Genomic DNA, 21235 nt, shown 5'->3' on the forward strand with positions numbered 1-21235 from the left:
AGCTACCAGACTGCTCCATCCCGCGTCTGTGTGTCGGCATTCTATAGAGATACGCCGGGGTGTCAACCGTCAATTCAGATAAAACCTGTTCCGCTTCAATCGGTTAGCTTGCGCAAGGGCGGGTTGATCAGCCTGTGAGGCAGGCGGGGCAAGGCCTGCGGCTCTATCGTGAGTGTTTCTTTGATTGAAAAAATAAATTTACCAACGACATTTCCCACGAGTCGAAAAGAACATTCAGACTACTGGTGCTATATACAGGTGTCGGTGAGATACTGCATGTCCGTCATACCACGACGCCTTTTCCTTGCCATGAACACTGCTTTGCCATGACTCAGCGAAAGATCATCCACGTCGATTGTGACTGTTTCTACGCCGCCATTGAGATGCGTGACGACCCGCGCCTGGCCGGCAAGCCGTTGGCAGTGGGTGGGTCGGCGGATCGGCGCGGGGTGATCGCCACCTGCAACTATGAGGCGCGAGCGTACGGGGTGCGTTCGGCGATGTCCTCAGGGCATGCCTTGAAACTGTGCCCGGACCTGATCATCGTCAAGCCACGCATGGATGCCTATAGAGAAGCGTCCAGGGAAATTCACACGATCTTTCGCGATTACACCGAGATCATCGAGCCGCTCTCGCTCGATGAGGCGTACCTCGATGTGTCGGACAGCGCGCATTTCGCGGGCAGTGCGACACGAATCGCCCAGGACATCCGGCGCCGGGTCTCCAACCAGTTGCATATCACCGTGTCGGCGGGTGTGGCGCCCAACAAGTTTCTGGCCAAGATCGCCAGTGACTGGAAAAAGCCCAACGGTCTGTTCGTCATTACTCCGGACCAGGTCGAGGACTTTGTCAGTGGCTTGCCGGTGAGCAAATTGCACGGGGTCGGCAAAGTCACCGCCGACAAGCTCGGCAAGCTGGGTATCTCCGATTGCCTGCAATTGCGCGAGTGGGACAAATTGGCGCTGGTGCGTGAGTTCGGCAGCTTTGGCGAGCGGCTCTGGGGCCTGGCCCGCGGGATCGATGACCGGGTGGTGCATAACGACAGTCGCCGTCAGTCCATCAGCGTTGAAAACACCTATGACGTTGACCTGCCGGACCTGAAGAGTTGCCTGGACAAGTTGCCCGAGCTGCTGGAAACCCTGGCCGGTCGCATGGCGCGGATCGACAGCAGTTATCGTCCGGGCAAACCGTTCGTCAAAGTGAAATTCCACGACTTCACCCAGACGACACTGGAGCAGGCCGGGGCAGGGCGGGATCTGGGAAGTTATCAGTTGATGCTGACACAGGCCTTCAATCGCGGCGGTAAGCCGGTGCGGCTGTTGGGCGTTGGCGTGCGACTGGAGGACTTGCGGGGCGGGTTCGAGCAGATGGAGTTGTTTGAGCGCTAGTTCGGAGGTGAATCTGCGGGCCCCTTCGCGAGCAAGCCCGCTCCCACATTGGATTTGAGGTGTTCACAAATCCAATGTGGGAGCGGGCTTGCTCGCGAAGGCTTCTGGCTTTTAATTCAGTCCCGGATTCGCCACCAGTCGTTCGCCATTGCGGGCCAGCGACTTGAGGAATTCACTCTGCAATTCGGGATCATTGCGCGTCAGTTCGATCAGGCTCTGTTCCAGCTCACTGGCTTCTTCTTCAAGACCCAGTTCCGACAGGCGCTTGACCCGGTGTACCCACTGGCTCACCTCATCACCTTCGAGGTCGTCGTAAATCAGGCCGTGGGCCTCATAGAGCTTGCTGCGCAGGTTGCTGCTGATGGCCAGGGTCGAATTGCTGTGCACGTTGCCTTGGGCATCCTCGACGCGGATCAGCAACCGGCTCAGATGATTGATGTCATGTTCGGCGAACGGGCTGTCCAGCAGATTCAGGCGCAGCACGCCGTTTTTGTCGGTGGTCAGCTCGAAGGTTTCCTTGCCGGCCTTGACTTCGACCGGGCGCTCGCTCCAGGGCAGGCTTGAGTACTCCGTGCGTTTGTCGCGCTGGACTTCGCCAATACCGGCCAGGTTTTGCTGGGCGCGGCCGTGGGACTGCACGTTCATGAACGGGTTGAGCCCGGCGAAACCGTAGCTCAGCCAGTCCTTGGTCACGCTGTCCGGCAGATTGCCGAGGGCGAACACGTTGACCACGTTGGCACCAATACCCGCCACCACGGCCACCGCGCCGAGCGGGATTTCGTAGATCTCCCGCCAGGGTTGGTACGGCGTATAGCGGTCGTAGTAACGCGTGACTTCGTACTCGGTGACTTCGAAAGTCTTCTGCTCGTGAATCTTCACCCGCCGTTGCGGCAGCTCAAGCACCTTGGGCTCACCGACATCGATCTGCAGGCTGTGATCGAGCAATTTGCGCTCGACACGTTCCTCTTGCTCGCTGCGTTGTGACATGTGGTTGGCACAGCCGCTGACCAGCAGGGTGCCGCACAAGGCGGCACCACCGAGGCCTAAGGTGTTTCGCTTGAACATGACGTCTCTATATCTGGTATCAGCGGCGGATGCGGGCCTGAAGGAAGGACAGCACGTCGGCGACCGGCAGCGCTTGTGCGTCGGCCTCGGTACGGCTCTTGTATTCCAGGTTGCCTTCGGCCAGGCCGCGATCGCTGACCACGATCCGGTGTGGAATGCCGATCAGCTCCATGTCCGCGAACTTGATGCCCGGGCTGGTTTTCTTGTCGCGGTCATCCAGCAACACTTCGAAGCCGGCAGCGGTCAGTTGCGCGTACAGCTTGTCGGTGGCTTCGCGAACCTGCTCGGTTTCGTAGCGCAACGGCACCAGGGCGATCTGGAATGGCGCGAGTGTGTCGCTCCAGATGATCCCGTTTTCGTCGTTGTTCTGCTCGATGGCAGCGGCCACCACGCGGGACACGCCGATGCCGTAGCAGCCCATTTCGAGGGTGACCGGCTTGCCGTTCTCGCCCAGCACTTCGCACTTCATCGCCTTGCTGTACTTGTTGCCCAGCTGGAAGATGTGCCCGACTTCGATGCCGCGCTTGATTTCCAGGGTGCCTTTGCCGTCCGGGCTCGGGTCACCGGCCACGACGTTGCGCAGGTCGGCAACGGTCGGAACAGGCAGGTCGCGCTCCCAATTCACGCCGAAGTAGTGTTTGTCGTCGATGTTGGCACCGATGCCGAAATCGCTCATCAGTTCGACAGAGCGGTCGATGATGATCGGCAGCGGCAGGTTCAACGGGCCGAGGGAACCGGCGCCGGCGCCAATGGCGTCGCGCAGTTCGCTTTCCGAAGCCATCACCAGAGGGCTGGCGACGCCTGGCTGGTTGGCCGCCTTGATTTCGTTCAGCTCATGGTCGCCACGGATGATCAGGGCAATCAGCTTGCCTTTCTCTTCGGCGTGCACCACGAGAGTCTTGATGGTTTTCTCGATCGGCAGGTTGAAGCCTTCGACCAGTTGCGCAATGGTCTTGGCGTTCGGGGTGTCGACCAGGCGCAGCTCTTCAGCCGGAGCGGCGCGCGAGGTTTCCCGTGGCACGGCTTCGGCTTTTTCGATGTTCGCGGCGTAGTCGGAGCCGTTGCTGAAAACGATGTCGTCTTCACCGGACTCGGCCAGCACGTGGAACTCGTGGGAACCGGCACCGCCGATGGAGCCGTTGTCGGCTTCAACAGGGCGGAACTTCAGGCCCAGACGGGTGAACACGTTGCAGTAGGCCTGGTGCATGCGGTCATAGGTGACCTGCAGCGAAGGCTGGTCGGCGTGGAACGAGTAGGCGTCCTTCATGATGAATTCGCGGCCGCGCATCAAACCGAAGCGTGGGCGGATTTCGTCACGGAATTTGGTCTGGATCTGGTACAGGTTGATCGGCAGCTGCTTGTAGCTGCTCAACTCGTTGCGCATCAGATCGGTGATGACTTCTTCGTGGGTGGGACCTGCGCAGAAATCGCGACCGTGGCGATCCTTGAAGCGCAGCAGTTCAGGGCCGTACTCTTCCCAGCGCCCGGATTCCTGCCACAGCTCAGCCGGTTGCGTGCTCGGCATCAACACTTCGAGAGAGCCGGCGGCGTTCATTTCTTCACGAACGACGGCTTCGACCTTGCGCATTACCCGCAAGCCCATCGGCAGCCAGGTGTACAGGCCCGAGGCGAGTTTGCGGATCATGCCGGCGCGCAGCATCAGCTGGTGGCTGATCACGACCGCGTCGGAAGGCGTTTCTTTTTGTGTGGCGAGCAAAAATTGACTGGTGCGCATGGTTGGCCGTTATCGATTGCTGATGACGAGAAATGACGGAGCATTGTACGGGCGAGATCCGCTGGCGTACAGGCGTGCGGTCGGCGGTGTGGCCGGAGGGCGTGATTCGCACGGCCCTCCGCGATTTTTCCTGCGTAAAGAATCTAGGATTCTTCGGCGACCGGGGTCTGCACCGGTTCCGGTGTCGGGGTCGGGCCTGCGCGGCGGTTCTCCTGGAACCAGTGCAGCGCGATCAGCAGCAGGGTCGGGACGCCCAGCAAGGCGGTGATCAGGAAGAAGTTGTGGTAACCGAATTTTTCCACCATGACCCCGGAGTAGCCGCCGATCAGGCGCGGCAGCAACAGCATGATCGAGCTGAGCAGGGCGTATTGCGTGGCGGAGAACTTGAGGTTGGTCAGGCTCGACAGGTAGGCGACGAACGCCGAGGTGGCCAGGCCCGAGCTGAAGTTGTCCAGGGAAATGGTCAGGACCAGCATCTGCAGGTTCGGGCCCATGTCGGCGAGCATCAGGAACAGGATGTTGGTCGCCGCCGAGGCGACGCCGCCAATGAACAGGATCGGCAGGATACCGAAACGCACGATCAACAGGCCGCCCATGCCGGCGCCGACCAGGGTCATGATCAGGCCGAAGATTTTGCTGACGCTGGCGATCTGGTCCTTGGTGAAGCCCTGGTCGATGTAGAACACGTTGGCCATCACGCCCATGACCGTATCGGACATCCGATAGGTGGCGATCAACCCGAGCAGCAATAGTGCTTGCCAGCGGTATCGCAGGATGAAGTCGTTGACCGGCGTCAGTACTGGCGCCAGGCCGCGACGGCCCATGGCCGAGAGGCACAGGGCGGTGAGCGTGGTGTAGAGGATGGCCCGCAGGAATGCGCGGTCTTCGAGCAGCAGGTCGAGCAGGCTCACGCCCTGGAACAGTACGCTGGCGAAGTCGGTGTTGTAGAGCTGGGTGAACATGGCCGGCACGGACACCAGCAATATGATCAGCACGAATACCGAGGCCAGTTGATGCGCGAAGCTGTAGCGTCCGGCCTGCAATTGCGTGCGCAGCGGCACAGGTGGTTCGCGCATGAACAGGGAGGTCAGCAGTGCCGGGACCATCAGCGCGCCGAACAGGATGTAGGTGCCGGCCCAGGCCGTATGCTTGTAGTTGAAACCTGTGGAGCCAAAGCCTTCGGCGAAGTACAGCGCGCCAGCGGTCGCCAGCAGCGCCGCGACCCGGTAACCGGACATGTAGCTGGCGGCCAGGGCTGCCTGACGATTGTCTTCGGCGATTTCCAGGCGGTAGGCGTCTACCGCGATATCTTGCGTCGCCGAGGCGAAGGCGACGACCACGGCGATGGCGATAAGCCAGGAGAGATGCTTTTGCGGGTCGCAGAAACCCATCCCGATCAGGCCAAGGATGACCAGTGCCTGGGACAGCACGAGCCAGGATCGTCGTCGACCGAGTTTGCCGAGCAATGGCAATCGCCATTGGTCGAGCAGCGGCGACCAGACCCATTTGAAGGCATATGCCAGGCCGATCAGGCTTGCATAGCCAATGGTTTCGCGCGCCACGCCGGCTTCACGCAGCCAGACCGAAAGCGTCGAAAACACCAGCATGTATGGCAGGCCGGCGGCGAAACCAAGCAGCAACAGCACGAGTGTCGAAGGGCTGGCATAAGCGGCGAGCGCGGCGCGCCAGGTTTTACGGGGCATGGGCTGGAGTCTGCCTCAAGAAATACGGAAACAAAGCGCGCACTCTAACCGCTGTGCTCTACCGGACGCCAGCCATGGCGCTGAATATCAACACGATTATTCAGGACACTGATGCCCTCCATGCGTAATCGTGCGCGCTGCTCATCCCCCGAAGGGCTGCCGACCGGCAGGCTGATACGCCCGTTTGCACCCAGAACGCGATGCCAGGGCAGCTTGCTGTCGCTCGGCAACTGGCTGAGGGTGCGGCCGACCCAGCGGGCGGCGCGACCCAGTCCTGCAAGTTCGGCCAATTGACCGTAGCTGACGACTTTGCCCTCGGGAACTTGCGCCAGTGTCAGATACAGTGCCGTGCGTCGGATTTGTGCCGCATTTTCGGGTTCATCGGTTGGATCGGTCACGTCCGTCATTCCTGAGGAAATCTGCTTTACCGTCTGTAGAGTAAATCCTGTGCAAAAAGTTGAGAAATGAACTCGGCAGAAATAGTCGGGTCAGTCCTTGTCAGGGTCTTATTCCTACGGATAATGCCGACTTTTCTTGCAAGCCTGAGTCCGTATTTTGCTTATGTTGTCCAGATCCCTGCTGTGCCTCGCTGTCCTCAGTGCTTCAACGCCCTTGTTGGCCGATACCGTATGGTTGAAGAACGGTGACAGGCTGAGCGGCAAGATCACACTGTTCGATGGCGGCAAGTTGTTGATCCAGACCGAGTACGCCGGCGCGGTGACGATCGACTGGAAACAGGTCAAGACCCTGGACAGCGATCAGGAATTGCTGGTCAAGCAGGATGCCTACAGTGGCGAGAAGGCCAAGTCGCTGAAAGCGGCGGATGCCGGCAAGGTCACGCTGGCCAACGGTGAAGCACCGAAGACGGTCGAGTTGGCGAGCATTCAGCAGATTCTCAAGCCAAAACCGGTGGTCGAGGATCTGGTGTGGAAAGGCAACGTCGATATCGCTTTGGATTACCAGCGGGCGGAAAACGACACCGATGACTACGGCATCGATTTCAAGACCAGTGCGCGTCACGGTCGCTGGCGGCATACCGCCGAAGGCGAATACAACCGCGAGTTCCAGGACAGCGTGGTGACCACCGACAACTGGCGGGCCGAGTACTCCATCGACCGGTTCCTGACCGAGCAATGGTTCTGGCAGGGGCGTCTGGTGTACAAGCGCGACAAGGTTGAAGACCTTTCCCGCCAGCGCACTGTCGGTACCGGTCCCGGTTATCAGTTCTGGGATGACGAACTCGGTGCGTTCTCCCTGGGTTCGCTGATCAACCACACGGACTATGAGTTTTCTGATGGCAGCAAGGACAACTTCTACGCCCTGGCCATGAAGTGGGACTACAACCGCTACCTGATCGGCAAGCGTGTCGAGTTCTTCACCAATGGTGAGGTCGGCAAGCCGTTGTCGGATGTCGCCGACTACGCACTCGATGCCGAGATGGGGTTGCGCTACAAGGTAACTGAATGGGCTTCGCTGAACCTGAAGGCCGAGCGCGACATCATCAGTGGTACCGAAGATGCGGATCTGGACAAGACACGCTATACCGCAGGGTTTGGCGTGACCTGGTAAGAAAATCAAAAAAGCGCCACCTTCAACTGCGCCTGCAAGCTCGACGCAGGGGCTGTTGAAGGTGGCGCTTTTTTGTGCGGACAAAACAGTCGCCCACAAAAAAGCCCCGCTGTTGAGGGCGGGGCTTTTTACTAAAGCAAGTACAAGTTAGATAACTTGAACTTCTTCAGCTTGCATGCCTTTCTGACCGCGGGTAGCGATGAAAGAAACCTGTTGGCCTTCTTTCAGGCTTTTGAAGCCGTCGGACTGGATAGCTTTGAAGTGAACGAACAGGTCGTCACCGGATTGTGGAGTGATGAAGCCGAAGCCTTTTTCATCGTTGAACCACTTAACGGTACCGGTTTGGCGATTAGACATGGTGTAACTCCTTGAACAAAGATAACTGCGACTCAGGAAGAACCCTGGCCGAGACTGAGTGCAAAGAGCAGGAAAAATTCTTGTAGATGGTTGGATCGAAATTCAACATATCGTGTAGAGATTCTCAGTGACACAAGCAGCACAGTGACGCCACCTTAACCCTTTTTCCGGAACGTGCCAATGCTTCTTGCGCAGGTTTCTCTGTTTTAAGGATCGGCGGTGTGACGGTTCGTCGCCAGCACAGGTAATTCCTGCCTGTTCGGCGAGAATTGCAGCGCGGACTTTGAACCCGGCGGCGCGCCCGGTAAGATGCGGGACAGATTTTTTCGACCTCGCTATTCAGGACACCCGCCATGAGCATCAAATCGGACAAGTGGATTCGCCGCATGGCGCAAGAACACGGCATGATCGAACCTTTCGTCGAGCGCCAGGTGCGCGGCAGCGACGATAGCCGTGTGATCTCCTATGGCGTGTCAAGCTACGGCTACGATGTGCGTTGCACCAATCATTTCAAGGTGTTCACCAACATCAATTCGGCAATCGTCGATCCGAAAAACTTCGATGCCGGCAGCTTCGTCGACATCCACAGCGACGTGTGCATCATTCCGCCGAACTCCTTCGCCCTGGCCAGCACCGTCGAATACTTCCGCATTCCGCGTAATGTGCTGACCATTTGCCTGGGCAAAAGCACCTACGCCCGCTGCGGCATCATCGTCAACGTCACGCCGCTCGAGCCTGAGTGGGAAGGTCACGTGACCCTGGAATTCTCCAACACCACCAATCTTCCGGCGAAAATCTACGCGAACGAAGGCGTGGCGCAGATGCTGTTCCTCGAGTCTGACGAAGAGTGTGAAGTGTCCTACAAGGACCGTGGCGGCAAGTACCAGGGCCAGCGTGGCGTGACCCTGCCTCGCACCTGAGTCAACCGTCCGACAAATACCGGGAATTCCTGGGCGGGCGTACACTCTATGGAGTGTACTGCTCCGATCCGCGCAAGGCGGTTCGGGCCATCGCCCAGGAGTGCCGAATGAAGATCGATCCACGAATCAGTGCCGAACTGGCACGGCTTGAACCCAATCAGGTTGGCGTTCTGGCCTGGTCCTTGATGGCACATCCGCCCGTCAGCATGGCGGGAGGCATCCCCGGTCAGCCTGACCCCGATACCCCGAATGAAGAGCCGATGGAACCTGGCGAGCCTACTTTGCCGGATGAGCCGCCGCCTGCGCCTGTTGTCTGACTTTCGATTTCCGCCGTTCATGGCCGGTGCACTGCAATGGCTTTCTTGAGCAAGCAGGCCGGTGTCTGTGTTTGCTATTTGCGAACGCGGGGTCTGAACCGGTTCGCACATATTCGGAAGTAACTGTGTCTGTCGTGGAAACCAATCGATGGGCTGGTCCGTGGTTCTATCTGCGAGCTGCGTGCCCTGGGGTCCTTGGCAGAGGTCGCCAGACAGTTACCCACGAATATGAAAAGGAACATTCAGATGAGTGCAAATCGAGCGGGGCATTTAAGTGCCGATGTGATCACGGCTGATGGCGTTTTGGAGTTTCGTGTTACGCAAGGGGTCTATTTCTTCGAGCGGCCAGGCATTCACTGTATCTTCGCAAATAATGGTCAGGGGAAGGAGTTTTATGTCTATCTGCCAGTGGGGACAGCAAGTGGCAGACATAGTTTGGGGCTTAATGAGGGATGCCCCATGGTTATTCATGTCACAGGTAGCTCCGAAGCAGAGGTGTACCCGGGCGTGCTTGAGTTGACGGTGGGTGAGGATGCTCGGTTTTCCGGAAGCTTCAGCGGGACAGATGCCGACGGTCTGGAAGTGACCAATGGCAGCTTCAGGCTGGAGTACGAAGCAGGTGTCTAACCCGGATTGACGATGGAAGCCGGATAAGCCGGCTTCCACTTCTCCTCCCGGCGACTATTTCAGGTTGCCACTCAGGAACTGCTTCAGCCGCTCGCTTTTCGGATTGCCCAGCACGTCTTCCGGCGCGCCTTCTTCCTCAACCAGGCCCTGGTGCAGAAACAACACCTGGCTCGACACTTTGCGGGCAAAGCTCATTTCGTGAGTCACCATGATCATGGTCCGGCCTTCTTCGGCCAAGCCCTGGATCACTTTCAGTACTTCACCCACCAGTTCCGGGTCCAGCGCCGATGTCGGTTCGTCGAACAGCATGACTTCCGGCTCCATGGCCAGTGCGCGGGCAATCGCGACCCGTTGTTGCTGGCCGCCGGACAGGAATGCCGGGTACTGGTCCGCCACACGGGAGGCCAGCCCCACCTTGTCGAGGTAGCGCCGGGCGCGGTCCTCGGCTTCTTTTTTGTCGCACCCCAGCACCCGTCGCGGAGCCATGGTGATGTTTTCCAGCACCGTCATGTGGCTCCACAGGTTGAAGTGCTGGAACACCATGGCCAGGCGCGTGCGAATGCGCTGCAGTTCAGCGGCGTCGGCCACGTGCATGCCGTGACGATCCTTGATCATGCGGACGTTCTGCCCGTCGAGGCTCATGGCGCCGTCGTTGGGTTGTTCCAGGAAATTGATGCAACGCAGAAAGGTACTTTTGCCCGAGCCGCTGGCGCCGATCAGGCTGATGACGTCGCCGGTCCTGGCCTTGAGCGAAACACCTTTGAGGACTTCATGGTCGCCATAGCTTTTATGCAGGCCTTCGATGGTCAATTTGTACATGGGGCATGCATCCTCAAGGCGAAAGTAGATAGCCGCTGCGATAGGCTTCGGTGCCCGCGACATGGGCGATCACCATGCCGGCAGTGGCCATGCGGCGCAGCGAACGGGCGTACATCAACCCGGCGGCGGAGCAATGAACGGGGGTGACGCTATCGTTGACCGGGTCGATGATTTCGGCGATCAGTTGTCCGGCTTCCAGGTACTGGCCCGGCAACGCGGTGAACACCAGCAGCCCGCCGACCGGCGTGGCCACCGGTTCTACACCGGCCAGCGGTGTCGCCGGATAAGGCAGCTCGGGCAGGGGCGCGGGGTCGCCGGCGATCGCGCCGAAATGGATCAGGTAGTCGATCAACGCCTGACAGTCGAGGCTGGCCAGTGGGTGATTGACGTCGCCCTGGCCGCGCAATTCGACAGTCACCGAAAAACTGCCTGGCGGAATGTCGAAGTGTTCGCCGAAGCGTTCCTTCAACTGCCACCAGAGCAGGGTGAAGCATTCGTCGAACGACTGGCCACCGGAATCGGTGGCCAGCAGGCTGGCTTCGGCGCCGATGTAGCGGGCCAGCGGCTCGACCTGCGGCCAGGCTTCAGGTGTGGTGTAGAGGTGCGCGACCGCTTCGAAATCGCAATGCAGGTCGAGCACCATGTCGGCGTCACAGGCCAGCCGTTGCAGGGTCAGGCGCTGGGACTGCAATTGGGTGTCGGCGGTCTGCCGGGCCAACGCGTCGCGCAGGCTGCTGCGGATCAGTTGCAGATTGTGCTGCGGATCGTCACTGAGTTCACCTTCGATCGCGTTGCCGACTTCCTCACTGAGGTCGACGAACCAGCGGTTGAAGTTTTGACCGCTTTCCAGCTCGTAGCGGCCCAGCGGTACATCCATCAGCACCTGTTCCAGGCCCACCGGGTTGGCGATGGGCACCAGCACGATTTCGCTGCGCAGGCGGCCGGCGGCTTCCAGCTCCGCCAGGCGTTGCTTGAGATGCCAGGCCACCAGCATGCCGGGCATTTCGTCGGCGTGCAGGGAGGCCTGGATGTAGATCTTGCCGTTGGCCGGTTGTGGGCCGAAGTGAAAACTGTGGATCTGTCTCGCGGTCCCCGGCAGCGGGGCCAGCAGGTCATGTTTCTGGTGGCGCATCTGTTGTTTCCTGAAGCAGGTTGAGACCTAGTGGGTCGGCCCGAGGAAGGCCAGCCATCGGCGTTCGGCGAGGCGGAAGAGGCCGACCAGCGCAAAGGTGACAGTCAGGTAGATCAGCGCGGCGATGCCGAACGACTGGAAGGTCAGGAAGGTCGCCGAGTTGGCGTCCCGCGCGACTTTCAGGATGTCCGGGATGGTCGCGGTGAAGGCCACGGTGGTCGAGTGCAGCATCAGGATCACTTCGTTGCTGTAGTAAGGCAGCGAACGACGCAGGGCCGATGGCATGATCACGTAGGCGTACAGCTTCCAGCCAGTCAGGCCATAGGCCTTGGCCGCTTCGACTTCACCGTGGGCCATGCTGCGAATCGCCCCGGCGAAGATCTCCGTGGTGTAGGCGCAGGTGTTCAGGGCGAAGGCGAGGATGGTGCAGTTCATCGCATCGCGGAAGAAGCTGTCGAGCAGCGGTTGCGCGCGCACCGCGGCCAGGCTGTAGATCCCGGTGTAACAGATCAATAGCTGGATATACAGCGGCGTGCCACGGAACAGGTAGGTGTAGAACTGCACCGGCCAGCGAATGTAGAAGTTCGGAGAAACCCGGGCGATGGACAGCGGAATCGACACCAGAAAGCCGAAGAAGATCGACGCGCTGAGCAGCCACATGGTCATGGCCAGCCCGGTGATGTTGTTGCCGTCGCTGTAGAGGAAAGGTTTCCAGTATTCCTGCAGGAGTTCGATCATCGTACGGCCTCCCGTGTTCCGGCGGCGTAGCGGCGTTCGAGCCGGCGCAGGATGAAGTTGGAGACACTGGTGATCACCAGGTAGATCAAGGCAGCGAGAACCAGGAAGTAGAACAGTTGATAGCTGCTTTTACCGGCGTCCTGCGCGGCCTTGACCAGATCGGCCAGGCCGATGATCGATACCAGCGCGGTGGCCTTGAGCATGACCATCCAGTTGTTGCCGATGCCCGGCAGGGCAAAACGCATCATTTGCGGAAACACCACGATCCAGAAGCGCTGGCCGCGTTTGAGGCCATAGGCGGTGGCGGCTTCGACCTGGCCCCGTGGTACCGCGAGAATCGCGCCACGGAAGGTTTCGGTGAAATAAGCGCCATAGATGAAGCCCAGGGTAATGACCCCGGCACTGAACGGGTTGATCTCGATGTATTCCCATTCCATGTAGTCGGTCAGCGACGTCAGCCAGGTTTGCAGGCTGTAGAAGATCAGCAGCATCAATACCAGGTCCGGCACCCCGCGAATCAGCGTGGTGTAGCACAGGGCAGGCAAGCGCAGCAGTTTGACTTTTGACAGCTTGGCACTGGCGCCGAGCAGGCCGAGCAACACGGCCACCAGCAGCGACATCGCCGATAATTTGATGGTCATCCAGGTGCCTTGCATCAGCAAAGGACCGAAGCCCTTGAGGCTGAAGGCTGAGAGCCCCAGATTTTGCAGGAGGTTTTCGAACATAAATCAGCAACCTGATCGGAAGAAAAAAGCGCCCATCGCGAGATGGGCGCCGGGCATTATTTGCCGCTGTACAGATTCAGATCGCCAAAGTGTTTCTTCTGAATGGTGGCGTAGGTGCCATCATCGTGTAACGCTTTGATACCTTTATCCAAAAGGGCTTTCAGCTCGGTGTTACCTTTCTTAATGCCGACAGCGGTTTTGGCTGGCAACAGAGGGTCATCAACCGGCTTGCTGACTTCGAAATCGGCACCCTGTGGCGACTTCAGGAAGCCCAGTTCGGCTTGCAGCATGTCCTGGATGCCTGCGTCGAGACGACCGGAAGTCAAGTCGGCGTAAACCTGGTCCTGGTTGGCGTAGGCCTGGGTTTTCACGCCGGCCTTGTCCAGGATGGCCTTGGCGTAGGCTTCCTGAATGGTGCCTTGCTCGTAACCGACGGTCTTGCCTTTGAGGGAAGCGGTGTCGGTCGTGATGCCGGAACCTTTCTTGTACACGAGAGCGGTCGGGCCGGAGAACAGCTCGCTGGAGAAGTCGATGACTTTTTCGCGGGCTTCGGTGACGGTCATCGACGAGATCACACCGTCGAATTTATTGGCCTTCAGGCCAGGGATCATGCCGTCGAAGTCACTTTCGACCCACTTGCACTTGACCTTCAGTTCGGCGCAGATCGCGTTCCCCAGATCGATGTCGAAGCCTACCAGGCTGCCATCGGCCGCTTTCGACTCGAACGGTGCGTAGGAAGGGTCAACGCCGAAACGCAGTTCTTTGTATTCCTTCGCCATGGCGGAGCCAGCAGCCATGCACAACGCCAGTGCAGAAAGGGTCAGCAATGCTTTTTTCATTATTCAATCCCTAAAAACCAATATGAGCGCTTGGGCGCAGAATTATTGTTACTGGAAAGCGTAAGACCTATTGAAAGTAGCAATTTCCGAACCAGAGTGCCGAACAAGCGTTTTAAAAGGTGCTTGGAAATGGCCGGAGACAGATTTATGCACGAAAACGGGCGCAGGGAAATGGCTGCACCCGTTCGGTTCAAAAGAAAAAATATTGAGGATGAAAAGAGGTTCTGGCTGAGCAGATTTTGCAGGGTCGCAAGGGCACGCTCGCTGGCATCTGGTGGGCTGTCCCAGACGGCGAATGTGTCATTTTCGGGAACCAATGACAGCCCCCTGCAGGAGCGAGCCTGTTCGCGAAGCGATTCAACATTCAATCTCCATTTTGAATGTCAGAGCGCTTTCGCGAGCAGGCTCGCTCCCACAGGCAAGGCCGGAGTTACTTGCCGGGCGTCAGCGTCAATCGCGCCTTGCCATAGGCGTTGTCGAAGTTTTGCGGCTGCATCGGCAGGCTCATGTACTGGCCCTTGAGCCAAGGTTCGATGCCGTTGAGGTAATTCGGGCTGGCCGGGTTGCCGGACTGGCCGGTGCCGTTCTGCGCCATCAGCGGTTCGGACTGGCCGAAGTCGACGATAAAGCGCATGGCTGGCGCCAGCGTGGTGTTGAAGTCCTGGCCCCAGGCGAAGGCAGCGGTATTGAGCGTGGTGTGATCGCCGCCGGCCGGCAGTGGCCCGCGTACAGTCTGGCCGCTGCTGTTCTTCCAGTCATAGCGATGCAGTTTGCCCCACTGCCAGGCTTTGTGATCGCTGCCCATCTGGCTGTCGCCTGCGCTGATCGCTGCCGCGAGGCTGCGAGCGAGGATGGCCGGTTTGTCTTCTTTTTGTGCGGTGCGTACGTCATCCCAGAACGGGCTGTCCTCACGTCCGAGCAAATGATCGGCCTGGGCCGCGTAGGACAATTTGCCGTCGGCGACAAAGGCTTTCCATGCCGGGCTGCTTTCAGGGCCCAGTTCATCGAGGAAGATCTGCCGGGTGCTTTCCTGCAGGAACAGTTCGTAGATTGCCGCATCGGTGGAGGTCGGGCCGAGTTTGCCGTCGAACGCCATCAAGCGGCTGTAGGCCTCGTGGGCCTTGGCGCGATCGGCCGCCGGCAAGGCGTCGATGGCTTGCTTGAGCGGCTGGGCCATACCCGGTGCTTCAAACATCTTCTTCAGCTTGGCAGCGAAGGTCGTGGTCTGGTCGTATTGCATGGCGATCAGGCTGCGGCTGTCGTGTTTGCCGGCACCGGCCAGTTCGGCCAGGCGCTCGCCGCGCTCCGGAGCGGCCCAGGAGTTGGACAACTGCATGCCGTAGCCATGGGGAATGACCCGCTGGTTGGCAGTGCCGAGCCAGCCTTGGGCCGGGTCCTGGTCGTACGGGTGCAGCATCGGGTCGGCATAACCGTCCCAATCGTAGCGGCCTTCCCAGCCCGGAGAGGGCAGCAGGCCTTCGCCTTCGCGGCGGTTCGGGTAACGACCGGTGACTTGCCAGCCAATGTGGCTGGCATCGGCAAACACCAGGTTCAGCGCGATGGCGCGGATTTCGCGGCTGGCATCCGAGGCTTTCTCGACGCTCTGGGCGCGGGACAGGTCGAAGAACGCATCCAGGCTCTTGTCGTCGGTGAAGCTCGGCATCTGCAAGGCCAGGCCGAAACCATTGGCCAGCGTGGTGCCCTGGGCACTGTTGAGCAACGGGCCATGGCGGGTTTCGTACACGACTTCGCGAATCGGCCGCTGGCCTTTGACGAAATAGGTTTCGTTGCGCACGATCGCCGGCTGCCATTTCCCGGCGTTCTCAAAGGTAAGCCCGTTGCCCTGGCGCTTGATCTTTTCCAGGAACAGGTCCTGGTTGTCGCCCATCACGGACGTCATGCTCCACGCCACTTTGCCGTTGAAACCGCCGAGCACCATCGGCAGGCCGGCGATGGTCACGCCGGACGCCTGATACTTCGGCGCGCGAATCTGCACGTAGCTGAACAGCGAAGGCACGCCCAGCGGGCCGTGGCTGTCACTGGCCAACAGGCTCTTGCCGCTGCGGCTGCGTTGCGGGGCGATGGCCCAGTTGTTCGACGAGGTGGCGCCCAGCAGATTGAGGTCCGACAGTTGCCCGGCGGCCTTACTGAGTTCGGCCAGCCCCGGGACTTGTCCGTTGAGCTTGAGTCCTTGCAGTTTTTCGCTTTCGGCGACCGGCAGTTTTTCATCGGGAGCCGACGGTGTCAGCCAGGCGAGCTTGTCGGTGGTGACGGTCTGGGCCAGCACCAGCGAGGAAATTTCTTCCGGCAGGTTGGTCGACTGGCTGAAGTTCAGCAGGCAGAAAATCAGCGCCGAATCTTCCGGCTGCCAGTATTCAGGCTTGTAGCCGGTGGCCGCCAGGTCCGCCGGCAGTTTGTCGCGGTAGCGGAACAGGTAGGCGTTGACGCCCCGCGCATAGACTTCGAAGAAACGCTTGAGGCGCGGCGAAGAGGCTTTGTACAACTCGCCGGCACTTTTCTTCAGGTTGACCGCCCGCATATAGCGGTCGGCGTCCAGCAGGTCCGCACCCTGCATCTCGGCCAAACGGCCCTGGGCCAGCAGGCGCAGGGTAACCATTTGGGTGATGCGGTCGCTGGCATGCACGTAGCCGAGGGTGAACAGCGCGTCGTGGAAGCTGTTGCTTTCGATCAGCGGCATACCCATGGCATTGCGGCGCACCGAAACGTTCTGCGCCAGGCCCTTGAGCGGCTGTACACCGGAGGTTGGCGGGAGGGTGTCCTGGGCGTTGAAGTTCTGACATCCGGTCAGGCTCAAGACACCGGCCACTGCTGCGGCAACGCCGAACCGGGGTAGAAAATGAGTAAGGGCTGGCGAGGCCATGGCAAAGCTCCTGCGGGGGTAGAGGCGGCGGCGCGCAATAAAGGCGCTACGTTAGTGAGCGGGAGGTGGCCGCGCAAGCGGGGTGCAAGGTTATTTCAGGATTTGTCTGATAAACCTGAAAGATCGCACCCTTGCCAGTCGCAATGGCTGATGTTGAAGTGCGAAACGCTCAACAATCCTGGAGAACAGTCGGCATGGAGCTCAAGGCAAACGCGGCACTGATCATCATCGATCAACAAAAAGGCATTCTTCACCCCAGGCTTGGCCGCAGGAATAATCCTCAGGCCGAAGAGCGCATGCTGGAAATGCTCGATCATTGGCGGCGCACCGCTCGCCCGGTGATCCATGTGCAGCATCTTTCCCGCTCAGAAGACTCAGTGTTCTGGCCGCAGCAGTCGGGGGTGGAGTTTCAAGAACGTTTTGCACCAGGGGCCGGCGAACGCCTGATCCAGAAGCAGGTGCCGGATGCGTTTTGTTCGACGGGGCTGGAGACAGAGTTGCGCGAGGCGGGGATCGGGCAGTTGATCATCGTCGGTGTCGCGACCCACAACTCGGTGGAGTCCACGGCGCGCACCGCGGGCAACCTGGGGTTTGATACGTGGGTGGTCGAGGATGCCTGCTTTACCTTCGACAAGGCTGACTTTTTCGGCCATGCCCATAGCGCCGAAGAGGTGCATGCGATGTCGCTGGGGAATTTGCACGGCGAGTATGCGACGGTGATTAGCAGTGCATGTGTATTAAAGGCTGACTGAAAAACCTGTAGGAGCGAGCTTGCTCGCGATGGTGTGTCAGCAACACAGATGTCGACTGACAGTCCATCGCAAGCAAGGGAACCGCATTCACACAACAGACCTGCTCGCGAACGCGATTCAACAGGCGAAGCAAGTCTTCGCCCGAAGCATCAAGCGCCGTGGCACTTCTTGAATTTCTTGCCGTTGCCGCACGGGCATGGATCGTTGCGGCCGACATCTTTCAGGGCATTGCGCACCGGTTCCTGGTGAGCGTGGCCGCAGTTCGGACCGTGGACATGACCGTGGTCGTGATCATGCTGGTGGTGGTCATGATCGTGGTTGCAGTCAGGGCCGTGGACGTGGGGTTGCTGGGTCATCGGTGTTGCTCCGGAATTAAATCGGCGGGGATTATCACGCCATTGCGCGCCAGGTGCACGTAGTGGGCGATGAATATACCGGTTTCCAGTTCACCTTCCAGACGATAAGGAACGGGCTGATCGGGATTTTTCAGCTGTTTGACCAGGTCACGCACCTTTGACCACAGGTTGGTGCGGATCGGCACCTTGAAGTAGGCGCTGTGTTTGGCGCCGACGGTGAACCAGTGTTCGTGCTCGCCTTCGGCCAGCAGAATGTCGCCCAAGTGAATGCGGTACTCCAGGCTGCGCACCGTCAGGTCGCTGTCATTGGGGTTGTCGATGCGAAAATGCAGGAGGAATTTCTGCTCCAGCAATTTGGCGCGGACCACCTCGATCTTCACCAGATGGACCTCGGGGTCCGGCAAGTCGTCGCCGAACCACGATGCACAGCCGCCGAGTCCCAGCGTCAGGAACAGCGTGAGCAGATAACGTGCGCCGCAGCGGATGATCATCGTGGCGTTTCTCCCTTGAGCCCCAGTCTAGACCCAAAAGATCGCAGCCTTCGGCAACTCCTGCGGGGTGGACGGGCATTGCATGTCCTAATTGCTGAAATACCCTGCGCAACACTTCTTGAATTTCTGCCCGCTCGCGCATGGGCAGGCGTCATTGCGCCCGGGCTTGAGCGGTACGGTGGGGTCGATGAAATACCAGCGCCCGGTGTTTTGCACAAATGACGAACGCTCCCGGTGACTGTGCTCGCCACTGCTGTCGTGCCACCGCGCGGTGAAGGTCACGAAGGCATGTTCAGGCTGGCCGCCCAGTACTTCGGAGCTTTCCACCTCAAGGCCCAGCCACGTGCTTTGCGCGCTCCAGTCGCTGATCGATTGACGGTCCAGGCCGGCCTGTTGGGCAGGCAGGGTGGTGGCCACCAGATAATCGACCAGCCCCAACACATAGGCGCTGTAGCGCGAGCGCATCAAGGCTTGCGCGCATGGTGCCGGGTGCCCGGCATGGTAGTGACCGCAGCAGGCATCGAGCGGGGTGCCGCTGCCGCAGGGGCATATGGATGTACTCATTGCATTACCACCAGTATTTCCCGAAATTTTCCGGATTGGCCCAGAAGCGCGAATTGAGCCAGTCGGGGACTTGTTTGTATTCAAGCAGATCGTAGGTAAACAGGGTCAGGACCTGTTCGTCCCGTTGAAAGCGTTCACTGGCTTGCAGGGCCAGGGAGAAAAAGTCGGTTTCCTGCCAGCCGCAGGCCGGCAGGTCTGCCAGCACGGCGATGCGGCTGGCGTTGAGATTGCGGATGCCGCCCAGCAGGTTCAGGCCGTCGCGCTTGGGCAGATGCTCCAGGCAATCGACCGCCAGGGCCAGGTCAAATCGGCGGGCTGCCAACTCGGCAGGCAATGGCCCGGGGGCAGCGAACGCGACGCTGCTGTCCGGGTGCGCGAGTTTGAACGCTTCCAGTGCCGGGAACTCGCTGGCGCCGATCAACAACAGGCGCGCGGGGGCATATCGGTCAAGTAAAGCGGCCAGTGCCTGTTGTGGCGTGCGTGAAGAAATACCTGCAGTCATCGAAGATCCTCAATCAGATCTGCCAAGACTAGCCTGCCCGAACGTTGAGGCCTAGAGCGGCCTGGCGACAAAAGCGCCAACCTGTCGCCAATGCGTGAATAAACAGCATGGCCTATTGCTGGCGGAGTTTAAAACTCGGGTCTTTACTACCTGAATCGGTTCTAAGCCGATCCTTCAGGAGAAAACTAGATGAGCATAGTTCGGACAGCATTACCCTTGGTTCTGCTAACCAGTGTCTTGACTGGTTGCGCAGGTTTGCAAAAAACCGATTGGCCGACCTGTGCGGCGGTTGGTGGTGTCGTGGGTGCGGGCCTCGGTGCGACCGAAAGTTCGGCATGGGCAGGGTATGGTGCTCTGCTCGTCGGCGGTACGGCAGCGGCTTATTGCTGGGTTCATGGTGATGGCGACGAAGACGGCGATGGTGTGCCGGATAGCCGTGACAAGTGCCCTGGCACGCCAAAAGGCGTTCAGGTCGATGCCAACGGTTGCCCACCAGCACCGGCGCCTGTGGTCGAAGAAGCGGTTGTGGTCAAGGAAGAAACCATCGTCATCCGCGATGTTCACTTCCAGTTTGACAAGGCCACGCTTACCTCGTCCGACAAACAGGTACTCGACAAGATTGCCACTCGCCTGAAAGCCGAAGCCCCGACTGCCAAACTGACCGTCACCGGTCATACCGATAGCGTGGGCAGCGACACCTACAACCAGAAACTGTCGGATAAACGCGCCCACTCGGTGGTTGAATACCTCATCTCGCAAGGCGTGCCTCGCAGCAACTTCGTGTCGGTTGTCGGTGCCGGTGAAAGCCAGCCGGTTGCTGACAATAAAACCGCTGACGGTCGTGCACAGAACCGTCGTACGGAAATCAAGATCGAGCGTTAAGCCCCCTCGCATCCGCGCCTTGTGCAGTCGCGGATGCGGGTCTTTACTCCTGTGTAACCGGTATTGGCCGGTGACACAGGAGCTTTCAACATGATCGTTCTCACAAGGACCGTCTTGCCGGTTCTGCTACTTGGCAGCCTCTTGACCGGCTGCGCGACCCACAGCGATGGCACTGCCCCTCTCAATCAACAGAACTGGCCAATTTGCAGCCTCATCGGCGGCCTGGTCGGTGGTGGTCTGGGCGCCATCGAGAGCGGAGGTTGGGCCGCGGGTGGAGCAGCGCTGGGTATCTTGTCTGGCGGCTTGATCTGCTATGCCCAGGATGGCGACGAAGACGGCGACGGCGTTTTCGACCGACGCGATCGCTGCCCTGACACCCCCGCCAATACCCCGGTCGACCATCACGGTTGCCCGATGCCGCAGTATCCGGCGGCCAGCGTCAAACCCGAGCCTGCGCAATCCGAAGTCATCACCCTGAGCGATGACGTGCTGTTTGCCTTCAATCAATCCGACCTGACCCCCACGGCCAAGAGTCAACTGGATGCGTTGATGAGCAAGTTCGAAGATGCCAATGTGGTCAGCATCAAGGTGGTCGGCCATACCGACAGCGTCGGTGCGGATGCTTATAACCAGGCCTTGTCGGAGCGCCGCGCCAGCAGTGTGGCGGAATACCTGCTGAGCCAGGGGGTGGCGCCGAACAAAGTCACCAGCGAAGGCAGGGGCGAGAGCCAGCCGATTGCCGACAACGAAACGGAAGCAGGGCGTGCGAAAAATCGTCGCGTGGAACTGCATATCAACCGCTAAACCAAGAGATAGAGCCGTCGAGCGACTGTTGTGAACGCTGCGACGGCCGTTCGGCGGCCTTCATGAAGA

23 protein-coding genes are annotated in these 21235 nt (G+C 59.6%); 8 read left to right on the top strand and 15 right to left on the bottom strand.

The window, feature by feature from the left end; translation table 11 throughout:
* Positions 1-326: 326 nt before the first annotated feature.
* The gene (gene dinB / locus ACLD1X_RS09930; RefSeq protein ID WP_429367148.1) at positions 327-1388 is read left to right on the top strand and encodes a DNA polymerase IV; all 1062 of its coding nucleotides are present in this window, start codon (positions 327-329) and stop codon (positions 1386-1388) included.
* A gap of 111 nt (positions 1389-1499) precedes the next feature.
* Here the strand turns inward: dinB and ACLD1X_RS09935 are convergent, their stop codons facing one another.
* The 4 genes from ACLD1X_RS09935 to ACLD1X_RS09950 all read right to left on the bottom strand — a co-directional run bounded on the left by ACLD1X_RS09935 (position 1500) and on the right by ACLD1X_RS09950 (position 6298).
* Positions 1500-2453: a hypothetical protein gene (locus tag ACLD1X_RS09935; RefSeq protein ID WP_429367150.1), complete on the bottom strand. Its 954-nt coding sequence runs from the start codon at positions 2451-2453 to the stop codon at positions 1500-1502.
* Positions 2454-2472: 19 nt separating this feature from the next.
* Entirely contained in the window at positions 2473-4188 is a 1716-nt protein-coding gene (locus ACLD1X_RS09940) for a proline--tRNA ligase (protein WP_429367152.1), read from the bottom strand.
* Between the two features lie 143 nt (positions 4189-4331).
* Entirely contained in the window at positions 4332-5891 is a 1560-nt protein-coding gene (locus ACLD1X_RS09945; protein WP_429367154.1) for an AmpG family muropeptide MFS transporter, read from the bottom strand.
* A gap of 44 nt (positions 5892-5935) precedes the next feature.
* Positions 5936-6298 (bottom strand): MGMT family protein, encoded by a 363-nt coding sequence (locus ACLD1X_RS09950; RefSeq protein ID WP_429367156.1) that lies wholly within the window; start codon positions 6296-6298, stop codon positions 5936-5938.
* A 154-nt stretch (positions 6299-6452) separates the two neighbouring features.
* Between ACLD1X_RS09950 and ACLD1X_RS09955 the strand changes: the two genes are divergently transcribed.
* Positions 6453-7460 (top strand): DUF481 domain-containing protein, encoded by a 1008-nt coding sequence (locus tag ACLD1X_RS09955; RefSeq protein ID WP_429367158.1) that lies wholly within the window; start codon positions 6453-6455, stop codon positions 7458-7460.
* A gap of 147 nt (positions 7461-7607) precedes the next feature.
* Here the strand turns inward: ACLD1X_RS09955 and ACLD1X_RS09960 are convergent, their stop codons facing one another.
* Positions 7608-7817 carry a cold-shock protein gene (locus ACLD1X_RS09960; RefSeq protein WP_002554837.1) on the bottom strand — a complete coding sequence of 70 codons (210 nt, stop codon included), beginning with the start codon at positions 7815-7817 and terminating at the stop codon, positions 7608-7610.
* A gap of 353 nt (positions 7818-8170) precedes the next feature.
* Between ACLD1X_RS09960 and dcd the strand changes: the two genes are divergently transcribed.
* The 3 genes from dcd (at position 8171) to ACLD1X_RS09975 (ending at position 9681) form a co-directional block, all read left to right on the top strand.
* Positions 8171-8737, top strand: coding sequence for a dCTP deaminase (gene dcd / locus ACLD1X_RS09965; RefSeq protein WP_007904652.1), 567 nt, complete (start codon positions 8171-8173; stop codon positions 8735-8737).
* Between the two features lie 107 nt (positions 8738-8844).
* The gene (locus tag ACLD1X_RS09970) at positions 8845-9054 is read left to right on the top strand and encodes a hypothetical protein (protein ID WP_085715610.1); all 210 of its coding nucleotides are present in this window, start codon (positions 8845-8847) and stop codon (positions 9052-9054) included.
* 246 nt (positions 9055-9300) lie between these two features.
* Positions 9301-9681: a hypothetical protein gene (locus ACLD1X_RS09975; RefSeq protein ID WP_429367162.1), complete on the top strand. Its 381-nt coding sequence runs from the start codon at positions 9301-9303 to the stop codon at positions 9679-9681.
* Between the two features lie 54 nt (positions 9682-9735).
* Here ACLD1X_RS09975 and ACLD1X_RS09980 read toward each other — a convergent pair whose 3' ends face one another.
* From ACLD1X_RS09980 to ACLD1X_RS10005, 6 genes are all read right to left on the bottom strand, one after another.
* Entirely contained in the window at positions 9736-10500 is a 765-nt protein-coding gene (locus ACLD1X_RS09980; RefSeq protein WP_429367164.1) for an ABC transporter ATP-binding protein, read from the bottom strand.
* Positions 10501-10513: 13 nt separating this feature from the next.
* Entirely contained in the window at positions 10514-11632 is a 1119-nt protein-coding gene (locus ACLD1X_RS09985; RefSeq protein WP_429367166.1) for a succinylglutamate desuccinylase/aspartoacylase family protein, read from the bottom strand.
* Between the two features lie 27 nt (positions 11633-11659).
* A complete protein-coding gene (locus ACLD1X_RS09990; RefSeq protein ID WP_429367168.1) occupies positions 11660-12370 on the bottom strand; it encodes an ABC transporter permease in 711 nt (236 codons plus the stop codon).
* Positions 12367-13095 carry an ABC transporter permease gene (locus ACLD1X_RS09995; protein WP_429367170.1) on the bottom strand — a complete coding sequence of 243 codons (729 nt, stop codon included), beginning with the start codon at positions 13093-13095 and terminating at the stop codon, positions 12367-12369. The genes ACLD1X_RS09990 and ACLD1X_RS09995 overlap by 4 nt, the downstream gene beginning before the upstream one ends.
* A gap of 56 nt (positions 13096-13151) precedes the next feature.
* Positions 13152-13934, bottom strand: a complete 783-nt coding sequence (locus ACLD1X_RS10000; protein ID WP_429367172.1) for a transporter substrate-binding domain-containing protein — start codon at positions 13932-13934, stop codon at positions 13152-13154.
* A gap of 430 nt (positions 13935-14364) precedes the next feature.
* Entirely contained in the window at positions 14365-16815 is a 2451-nt protein-coding gene (locus ACLD1X_RS10005) for a penicillin acylase family protein (RefSeq protein ID WP_429367174.1), read from the bottom strand.
* A gap of 194 nt (positions 16816-17009) precedes the next feature.
* On the opposite strand from ACLD1X_RS10005, the gene ACLD1X_RS10010 reads away from it, so the two are divergent.
* Entirely contained in the window at positions 17010-17567 is a 558-nt protein-coding gene (locus ACLD1X_RS10010) for a cysteine hydrolase family protein (RefSeq protein ID WP_429367176.1), read from the top strand.
* A 149-nt stretch (positions 17568-17716) separates the two neighbouring features.
* Here the strand turns inward: ACLD1X_RS10010 and ACLD1X_RS10015 are convergent, their stop codons facing one another.
* From ACLD1X_RS10015 to ACLD1X_RS10030, 4 genes are all read right to left on the bottom strand, one after another.
* A complete protein-coding gene (locus ACLD1X_RS10015; RefSeq protein WP_008056806.1) occupies positions 17717-17923 on the bottom strand; it encodes an SEC-C metal-binding domain-containing protein in 207 nt (68 codons plus the stop codon).
* The gene (locus ACLD1X_RS10020; RefSeq protein WP_429367179.1) at positions 17920-18414 is read right to left on the bottom strand and encodes an LEA type 2 family protein; all 495 of its coding nucleotides are present in this window, start codon (positions 18412-18414) and stop codon (positions 17920-17922) included. Before ACLD1X_RS10020 ends, ACLD1X_RS10015 begins: the two co-directional genes overlap by 4 nt.
* A gap of 87 nt (positions 18415-18501) precedes the next feature.
* The gene (locus ACLD1X_RS10025; RefSeq protein WP_429367181.1) at positions 18502-18978 is read right to left on the bottom strand and encodes a YchJ family protein; all 477 of its coding nucleotides are present in this window, start codon (positions 18976-18978) and stop codon (positions 18502-18504) included.
* Positions 18979-18982: 4 nt separating this feature from the next.
* Entirely contained in the window at positions 18983-19480 is a 498-nt protein-coding gene (locus tag ACLD1X_RS10030; RefSeq protein ID WP_429367183.1) for a DUF6231 family protein, read from the bottom strand.
* A gap of 189 nt (positions 19481-19669) precedes the next feature.
* Here ACLD1X_RS10030 and ACLD1X_RS10035 point away from each other — a divergent pair, with 189 nt between their 5' ends.
* Both ACLD1X_RS10035 and ACLD1X_RS10040 read left to right on the top strand, forming a co-directional pair.
* A complete protein-coding gene (locus ACLD1X_RS10035) occupies positions 19670-20362 on the top strand; it encodes an OmpA family protein (protein ID WP_429367185.1) in 693 nt (230 codons plus the stop codon).
* 90 nt (positions 20363-20452) lie between these two features.
* Complete coding sequence (locus ACLD1X_RS10040) at positions 20453-21166, top strand: OmpA family protein (RefSeq protein ID WP_429367187.1); 714 nt, start codon at positions 20453-20455, stop codon at positions 21164-21166.
* The last annotated feature ends 69 nt before the right edge of the window (positions 21167-21235 follow it).

Origin of the sequence: Pseudomonas sp. 18173 (assembly GCF_050432945.1) — a bacterium.
Taxonomy (GTDB): Bacteria; Pseudomonadota; Gammaproteobacteria; order Pseudomonadales; family Pseudomonadaceae; genus Aquipseudomonas.

Excerpts from the sequence above, each read along its gene's own strand:
- dinB (WP_429367148.1), top strand. The coding sequence starts at position 327 with ATGACTCAGCGAAAGATCATCCACGTCGATTGTGACTGTTTCTACGCC.
- ACLD1X_RS09935 (WP_429367150.1), bottom strand. The coding sequence starts at position 2,453 with ATGTTCAAGCGAAACACCTTAGGCCTCGGTGGTGCCGCCTTGTGCGGC.
- ACLD1X_RS09940 (WP_429367152.1), bottom strand. The coding sequence starts at position 4,188 with ATGCGCACCAGTCAATTTTTGCTCGCCACACAAAAAGAAACGCCTTCC.
- ACLD1X_RS09945 (WP_429367154.1), bottom strand. The coding sequence starts at position 5,891 with ATGCCCCGTAAAACCTGGCGCGCCGCGCTCGCCGCTTATGCCAGCCCT.
- ACLD1X_RS09950 (WP_429367156.1), bottom strand. The coding sequence starts at position 6,298 with ATGACGGACGTGACCGATCCAACCGATGAACCCGAAAATGCGGCACAA.
- ACLD1X_RS09955 (WP_429367158.1), top strand. The coding sequence starts at position 6,453 with ATGTTGTCCAGATCCCTGCTGTGCCTCGCTGTCCTCAGTGCTTCAACG.
- ACLD1X_RS09960 (WP_002554837.1), bottom strand. The coding sequence starts at position 7,817 with ATGTCTAATCGCCAAACCGGTACCGTTAAGTGGTTCAACGATGAAAAA.
- dcd (WP_007904652.1), top strand. The coding sequence starts at position 8,171 with ATGAGCATCAAATCGGACAAGTGGATTCGCCGCATGGCGCAAGAACAC.
- ACLD1X_RS09970 (WP_085715610.1), top strand. The coding sequence starts at position 8,845 with ATGAAGATCGATCCACGAATCAGTGCCGAACTGGCACGGCTTGAACCC.
- ACLD1X_RS09975 (WP_429367162.1), top strand. The coding sequence starts at position 9,301 with ATGAGTGCAAATCGAGCGGGGCATTTAAGTGCCGATGTGATCACGGCT.
- ACLD1X_RS09980 (WP_429367164.1), bottom strand. The coding sequence starts at position 10,500 with ATGTACAAATTGACCATCGAAGGCCTGCATAAAAGCTATGGCGACCAT.
- ACLD1X_RS09985 (WP_429367166.1), bottom strand. The coding sequence starts at position 11,632 with ATGCGCCACCAGAAACATGACCTGCTGGCCCCGCTGCCGGGGACCGCG.
- ACLD1X_RS09990 (WP_429367168.1), bottom strand. The coding sequence starts at position 12,370 with ATGATCGAACTCCTGCAGGAATACTGGAAACCTTTCCTCTACAGCGAC.
- ACLD1X_RS09995 (WP_429367170.1), bottom strand. The coding sequence starts at position 13,095 with ATGTTCGAAAACCTCCTGCAAAATCTGGGGCTCTCAGCCTTCAGCCTC.
- ACLD1X_RS10000 (WP_429367172.1), bottom strand. The coding sequence starts at position 13,934 with ATGAAAAAAGCATTGCTGACCCTTTCTGCACTGGCGTTGTGCATGGCT.
- ACLD1X_RS10005 (WP_429367174.1), bottom strand. The coding sequence starts at position 16,815 with ATGGCCTCGCCAGCCCTTACTCATTTTCTACCCCGGTTCGGCGTTGCC.
- ACLD1X_RS10010 (WP_429367176.1), top strand. The coding sequence starts at position 17,010 with ATGGAGCTCAAGGCAAACGCGGCACTGATCATCATCGATCAACAAAAA.
- ACLD1X_RS10015 (WP_008056806.1), bottom strand. The coding sequence starts at position 17,923 with ATGACCCAGCAACCCCACGTCCACGGCCCTGACTGCAACCACGATCAT.
- ACLD1X_RS10020 (WP_429367179.1), bottom strand. The coding sequence starts at position 18,414 with ATGATCATCCGCTGCGGCGCACGTTATCTGCTCACGCTGTTCCTGACG.
- ACLD1X_RS10025 (WP_429367181.1), bottom strand. The coding sequence starts at position 18,978 with ATGAGTACATCCATATGCCCCTGCGGCAGCGGCACCCCGCTCGATGCC.
- ACLD1X_RS10030 (WP_429367183.1), bottom strand. The coding sequence starts at position 19,480 with ATGACTGCAGGTATTTCTTCACGCACGCCACAACAGGCACTGGCCGCT.
- ACLD1X_RS10035 (WP_429367185.1), top strand. The coding sequence starts at position 19,670 with ATGAGCATAGTTCGGACAGCATTACCCTTGGTTCTGCTAACCAGTGTC.
- ACLD1X_RS10040 (WP_429367187.1), top strand. The coding sequence starts at position 20,453 with ATGATCGTTCTCACAAGGACCGTCTTGCCGGTTCTGCTACTTGGCAGC.